The sequence below is a fragment of the Streptomyces sp. SID10853 genome (assembly GCF_010548145.1).
Classification (GTDB): domain Bacteria; phylum Actinomycetota; class Actinomycetes; order Streptomycetales; family Streptomycetaceae; genus Streptomyces.
The window spans coordinates 1-5977 of sequence record NZ_JAAGLN010000329.1 but is presented as its reverse complement, the minus strand read 5'-3'; the positions used below and the strand labels follow the sequence as shown (position 1 = coordinate 5977).

The 5977-nt window shown below is 70.8% G+C and carries 4 protein-coding genes and 1 pseudogene; all 5 read right to left on the bottom strand.

What is annotated here, in order from left to right; translation table 11 throughout:
• A partial coding sequence (locus G3I19_RS33735) for an ABC transporter ATP-binding protein (protein ID WP_164267517.1) occupies positions 1 to 1056 on the bottom strand: 1056 nt, incomplete at its 3' end.
• A gap of 152 nt (positions 1057 to 1208) precedes the next feature.
• Positions 1209 to 1976 (bottom strand): ABC transporter permease subunit, encoded by a 768-nt coding sequence (locus G3I19_RS33730; protein ID WP_164267516.1) that lies wholly within the window; start codon positions 1974 to 1976, stop codon positions 1209 to 1211.
• Positions 1977 to 1978: 2 nt separating this feature from the next.
• Positions 1979 to 2992, bottom strand: a complete 1014-nt coding sequence (locus tag G3I19_RS33725) for an ABC transporter ATP-binding protein (protein WP_164267515.1) — start codon at positions 2990 to 2992, stop codon at positions 1979 to 1981.
• A gap of 277 nt (positions 2993 to 3269) precedes the next feature.
• The gene (locus G3I19_RS33720; RefSeq protein WP_164267514.1) at positions 3270 to 4208 is read right to left on the bottom strand and encodes a cellulose-binding protein; all 939 of its coding nucleotides are present in this window, start codon (positions 4206 to 4208) and stop codon (positions 3270 to 3272) included.
• A gap of 114 nt (positions 4209 to 4322) precedes the next feature.
• A pseudogene (locus tag G3I19_RS33715) lies at positions 4323 to 5977 on the bottom strand (hypothetical protein); the annotation flags it as partial.

Genomic DNA, 5977 nt, shown 5'->3' with positions numbered 1-5977 from the left:
GGCGGCGGGCGGCGCGGGCGCGGCGGCCGGGGGAGCGGCGTACGGGTTCTGTCCGGGCGGCGGCGGGGCGTACCAGTCCTGCTGCGGCAGCTCGGGCGGCGCCGGCAGCGGGTGACCGGGCTGCTCGAAGCCGGACAGCTGGTCGGCCGTGGAGCGGTAGTCGACGGCGCCCTGCGTCATCCGCATGTACGCCTCCTCCAGCGAAGCCTGGTGCGGGGAGAGCTCCCACAGCCGTACGTCCGCGTCGTGCGCGAGGTCACTGATCCGTGCCAGCGGCAGCCCCGTCACCCGCAGCGCACCGTCCAGCTCCGGCATGACCTGCCCGCCGGCCTCGGTGAGCGCGGCCGTCAGCTTCTCGCGCTGCGGCACATCGGGGGTGCGGACCCGCGCGAAGTCCGCCGAGTTGTGCGAGATGAAGTCCTTGACGCTCATGTCCGAGAGCAGCTGGCCGCGGCCGATCACGATCAGATGGTCGGCGGTGAGGGCCATCTCGCTCATCAGATGCGACGAGACGAAGACGGTACGGCCTTCCGCGGCAAGGGACTTCATCAGATTGCGGACCCAGAGGATGCCCTCCGGGTCGAGGCCGTTGACCGGCTCGTCGAAGAGCAGCACCTGCGGGTCGCCCAGCAGCGCGGCGGCGATGCCCAGGCGCTGCCCCATACCGAGCGAGAAGCCCTTGGAGCGCCTGCGGGCCACGTCCTGGAGGCCGACGACCCCCAGCACCTCGTCGACCCGGGAGGCCGGGATACCGGAGAGCTGCGCCAGCGACAGGAGATGGCTGCGCGCGCTGCGGCCGCCGTGCACCGCCTTGGCGTCGAGCAGCGCGCCGACCTGGCGGGGAGCGTTGGGCAGCTTGCGGAAGGGGTGGCCGCCGACCGTGACATGGCCGGAGGTCGGCTGGTCGAGGCCGAGGATCATGCGCATGGTGGTCGACTTCCCGGAGCCGTTGGGCCCCAGGAAGCCGGTCACCATGCCGGGCCGTACCTGGAAGGAAAGGTTGTACACGGCCGTCTTGGCGCCGTAGCGCTTCGTCAGGCCGACTGCCTCGATCATTCTCCAGCCCCATCGACGTTTTTCGTGTCGTCGGGGCCTGGCCGCGCGCGGCCGAACACCCCCGTATGAGTGAGGAGGATATCCAGCCCTTGACGGTTCCGGCCAAGTCGCGCCGACCGGCGGTAACCGGCCACCGGTGCCGTGAACGGCCGTCAGGCGTCGCGCTTCTTCAGCAGGACGTAACCCGCGAGCACCGCCGCCACCACCCACAGGGCCATGATGCCCAGCCCGCCCCAGGGCCCGTACGGGGCGTCATTGCTGTTCGACACCACCTGGGTGATCTTGCTCCCGGCCTGGTCGGGAAGGTACTCGCCGACCTTCTTGGTGGCGGAGACGCTCCCCAGGATGTTGGAGATCAGGAAGAAGAACGGCATCAGGATGCCCAGCGACAGCATCGGACTGCGCAGCAGCGAGGCGACCCCCATCGAGAACATCGTGATCAGTGTCATGTACAGCGCGGCGCCGATGACCGCCCGCAGCACACCGGGGTCACCGATGTGGGAACGGTGGCTGCCGAGCAGCGCCTGGCCGAGGAAGTACGTCGCGAAGCTCGTCACCACACCGATGACGAACGCCAGGACCGTGGCCACCACGATCTTGCTGAAGTAGAAGGTGGCGCGCTGCGGCACGGCCGCCAGCGACATCCGGATCATCCCGGTGCTGTACTCGTTCGACACCACCAGCACCCCGAAGACGATCAGCGCGAGCTGACCGAGCACGATCCCCGCGAAACTCACCGACGTCGGGTCGAAGGTGAGCTGGTCCGAGCGGCTCATATTGCTGAACTGCGAGTTCGAGAGGGCGCTGAACAGCGCCCCGAATGCCACCGTCACCACCAGCGCGCTCGCCAGTGTCCAGACGGTGGACTGCACCGAGCGGATCTTGGTCCACTCCGACTTCATCACCTGGGCGGCCGCCATGGTCAGGCCCCCCTCTGCGGGTTCTGGCCCCAGCGGGGCTGCTGCTGCGGGTTCTGACCCCACCCGGGCTGCCCGCCCTGCTGAGGTGATCCCGGTGGCGGGCCGTTGCTGCCGTCGTGTGCGTGGTACTCCACCGACTCCGCGGTGAGCTGCATGAACGCCTCTTCGAGTGAAGCCTGCTGAGGACTGAGCTCATGGAGGACGAGCTGGTGCCGGGCGGCGAGTTCGCCGATGTCGGCCGCGGCCGTGCCGTCCACTTCGAGCGTGCCGTCGCCTGCCGAGACCGGCTTGTACCCGGCCTCGTGCAGGACGTCGAAGAGCTGCTCCTGCTGCGGGGAGCGCAGCCGCACGTACGACCGCGAGTTCTCCGCGATGAACTGGGCCATGCTGGTGTCGGCCATCAGCCGCCCCTGCCCGATGACCACCAGATGGTCGGCGGTGAGGGCCATCTCGCTCATCAGGTGCGAGGAGACGAAGATGGTGCGGCCCTGCCCGGCGAGCGACTTCATCAGGTTGCGGATCCAGTGGATGCCCTCCGGGTCCAGACCGTTGACCGGCTCGTCGAACATCAGGATCTCCGGGTCGCCGAGCAGCGCCCCCGCGATGCCGAGCCGCTGCCCCATGCCGAGCGAGAAGCCCTTCGCGCGCTTCTTGGCCACCGCGGAGAGGCCGACGGTCTCCAGGACCTGGCCGACCCGGGACGCCGGGATGCCGTTGCTCTGGGCGAGGCAGAGCAGATGGTTGTAGGCGGTGCGTCCGCCGTGCATGGTCTTGGCGTCGAGCAGCGCGCCGATGTGCCGCAGCGGGTTCTTCAGGTCCGCGTAGTGCTTGCCGTCGATCCTTACGTCTCCCCCCGTGGGGTTGTCCAGGCCGAGGACCATCCGCATCGTGGTGGACTTGCCGGCGCCGTTGGGCCCCAGGAAGCCGGTGACGATGCCCGGCCGCACACTGAAGGTCAACTGGTCGACGGCCGTCTTCTCGCCATAACGTTTGGTCAGCCCCGAGAGCTCGATCACTGCGTTCCGCCTCGTCGTTTCGGGTATTCGCCTGGCCTTCCCCCTGCCCCCGGCCGGGCCGCGGAATCCTGAGGGCAGCTCGGTGGCCAGGCTAGGCGCACAGCAAGCCCCCCGCCACCGGAATGACGGGGGGCTTGCCTGTGCGGTACGCGGGACCGCGGACGTACGGAGACGCAGCCCCGGGGGAGAGGCGACGTATCAGCAGACCGTCAGGTCAGCGGGCCGTGGACCGACGGGTCCCTGGCTCAGCGGGCCCGTAGCTCAACGGGTCCCTGGCTCAGCGGGTCTGCTGAGCCGGGACTCCGCGGGAGGCCGGCTCCTCGTCGGCCGGGGTACCGGCGGCGGCGACCGCGGCACCGGTCAGCGTGGCCAGCATCTCGCGGACGTTGGTCAGCTGCGCGTTGATCGAGTCGCGGCGGTTGGTGAGCGCCGCCAGCTCGCGCTCCGATTCGCTGCGGATCCGGTCGGCCTTGGCGTTCGCGTCGGCCACGATGTCCTCGGCCTGGCGCTGAGCCGTCTCCACCGTCTGACGGGCGCGGCGCTCGGCGTCCGTACGCAGCTTCTCCGCCTCCAGACGGAGCTGCTCGGCGCGGTGCTCGATCTCGGCCAGACGCTTCTCGGCCTTGGCCTGACGCGAGGCCAGGTCGCGCTCCGACTGCTCGCGGCGCTTGGCCAGGTTCGTCTCGAAGTCCGCGGCGGCCTGGGCGGCCTTGGCGCGGGTCTCCTCGAAGAGCGCGTCGGCCTCCTCACGCTTGGACTGCGCGTCCTTCTGAGCCTCGGAACGCAGCGTGGACGCCTCGCCCTTGGCCTTCTCGACGATCCGGACGCCCTCGTCCTCGGCCTTGGCCTTGCGCTCGGCGGCGAAGGACTCGGCGTCGTTGCGGACCTGCTGGGCGGCCGACTCGGCCAGCTCACGGTGCTGTTCGGACGCGCGGCGGGCCTCCTCACGGAGGTCCTTCGCCTCCTCCTCGGCGAGCCGGAGGATCTTCTCGACGCGCGCGCCGAGACCCGCGTACGACGGCTCCGCGTCGTTGACCTGGGCCTGCGCGTTCTGCGTCTCGAGGTGGAGTTCCTCGATGCGCTTTTCCAGAGAGGTGATCCGTGCCAGAGCGCTGTCACGGTCGGCGACGAGCTTGGTAATGCGGTCATCCACCTGACCGCGGTCGTAACCACGCCGCACGAGCTCGAAGCCGAATGGGGAGGAAGTGTCGCTCATGGGGTTCCTGTCGAATGAGACCGGTGAGGTGATAGAGGGAATCCTAGGGGCCGAAGCGGCGTGTCATCGAGCGGATGCCCGTTTGATCTGGAGAATGTCCAGCCTTTTGAGTGGCTAGCCATCAGATGGCTTGCCACTCGAACGAGTTCCTCCTGCTGCCGCACCGGCCTTGACGCCGTCTGCCGCCTTGCCGCCCCCGGTCGGCGCCTCGAAGGATTCCAACGCCTCCAGCACGTCCTGGACACGGGAGATCTCGGCCTGGATGTCCGCCCGACGGCGCATCAGTACATCGTGTTCGTGGGTGGCTTCCTCGATGAGGTGGTCCGACTCGGCCACGGCGTCCGCCTTGAGCTGCTCGGCCTCCTGTATCAGGCCGGCCTTCTTCTGCTCGGCCTCCTTCAGGAGGGCCTCGGCCCGCTTGACGGCAGCGATCCGCACACTGGCCGCCTCCGACTCGGCGTCGGCCACCAGCTCCTTGGCCTTCTCCTCGGCCTCGGCCTGCTGGTCGGCGGCCGCCTTCAGCAGCTTGTCGACGCGTTCCCCCGCGGACTTCAGCTGCTCGGCGGTCTCCCGGCGGGCCCGCTCGTGCAACTCCTCGATCTCCGCCGTCACCCGGTCCCGCAGCTCCTCGGACCGCTCCCTTATGGCGGTCGCGTCCCGGCGTGCGCCGACGAGCAGTTCGTCGGCGTCCGTACGGGACCGCTCCACCAGGCTGTTGCCCTCGACGGTCGCGTCGGCGGTGATCCGGTCGGCCTCCTGGCGGGCCGCTCCGACCATCGTGTCGGCCTGCGCCTCGGCCTCGGTGGCGGTGCGCAGCGCCTCCTCCTGGGCCTTCGACATCAGCTGGTCGGCCTGTTCCGCCGCGTCCGCGCGGCGCTTGGACGCCACCTCGCGGGCCTCGTCCAGCACCCGGTCGGACTCCGACTGGGCCTCGGCGCGCAGCTGTTCGGCAGCGGCGGCGGCCTCGGCCCTGACCCGCTCGGCCTCCACCCTGATCCGCTCGGCGGCCTGCTGGGCGGAGCCGACCGTCTCGGCCGCCTCGGCCCGCATCCGCTCCGACTCGCCGGAAGCCTCCGAGATCAGCGCGTCCGCCTGGCCGGCGGCGTCCGACCTGATGCGGTTGGCGTCCTCGCGGGCGTCCGCCCTGGCGCGGGCCGCGTCCTGCTCGGCCGACGCCACCGCGTCGGACGCCTCGGTCCGCATCCGCTGGGCGTGCTCCGCGGTGTCCGAGCGCAGCTTGTCCGACTCGGCGATCGCCTCCGAAACGGTGCGCTCCGCCAGCGACTTGGCGGCCTCCGCCTCCTCCTGGGCGATGCTCCGGATGCGGCTCGCGTCCTCGGAGGCGCGCTCCCGCTCGGCGTGCGCGTCGGAGCGGACCCGGTCCGCCTCCTCCTGCGCCTCGGTCCTGGTCCGCTCGGCCGCGTGCTCCGCCGCCGAGCGCAGCCCGGTGATCTCCTGCTCGGCCTGGTCCTGGAGCCCGGCCACGGAGTCCCGTACCTGCTGGGCGGTCTGCTCGGCCGCCGACACCAGCTCGCCGGCCCTGCGGTCCGCCTCCTCGACCAGCCGGGCGGCCTCGGCCTGCGCCTCCTCCACCCGCTTGCGCGCGGACGCCAGCAGCTCCTCGCTCTGGCCGCGGGCCTGGACCCGCTCCTGCTCGGCCTCGGCGCGGGCCGACGAGAGGGTCTCATCGGCCTCCCTGCGGCGCCTGTTGGCCTCCTCCTGGGCGGCGGCGAGCGCCTCCTGCGCCTCCGTGCCCACGCGCTCGGCGG

Excerpts from the sequence above, each read along its gene's own strand:
- G3I19_RS33730 (WP_164267516.1), bottom strand. The coding sequence starts at position 1,976 with ATGGCGGCCGCCCAGGTGATGAAGTCGGAGTGGACCAAGATCCGCTCG.
- G3I19_RS33720 (WP_164267514.1), bottom strand. The coding sequence starts at position 4,208 with ATGAGCGACACTTCCTCCCCATTCGGCTTCGAGCTCGTGCGGCGTGGT.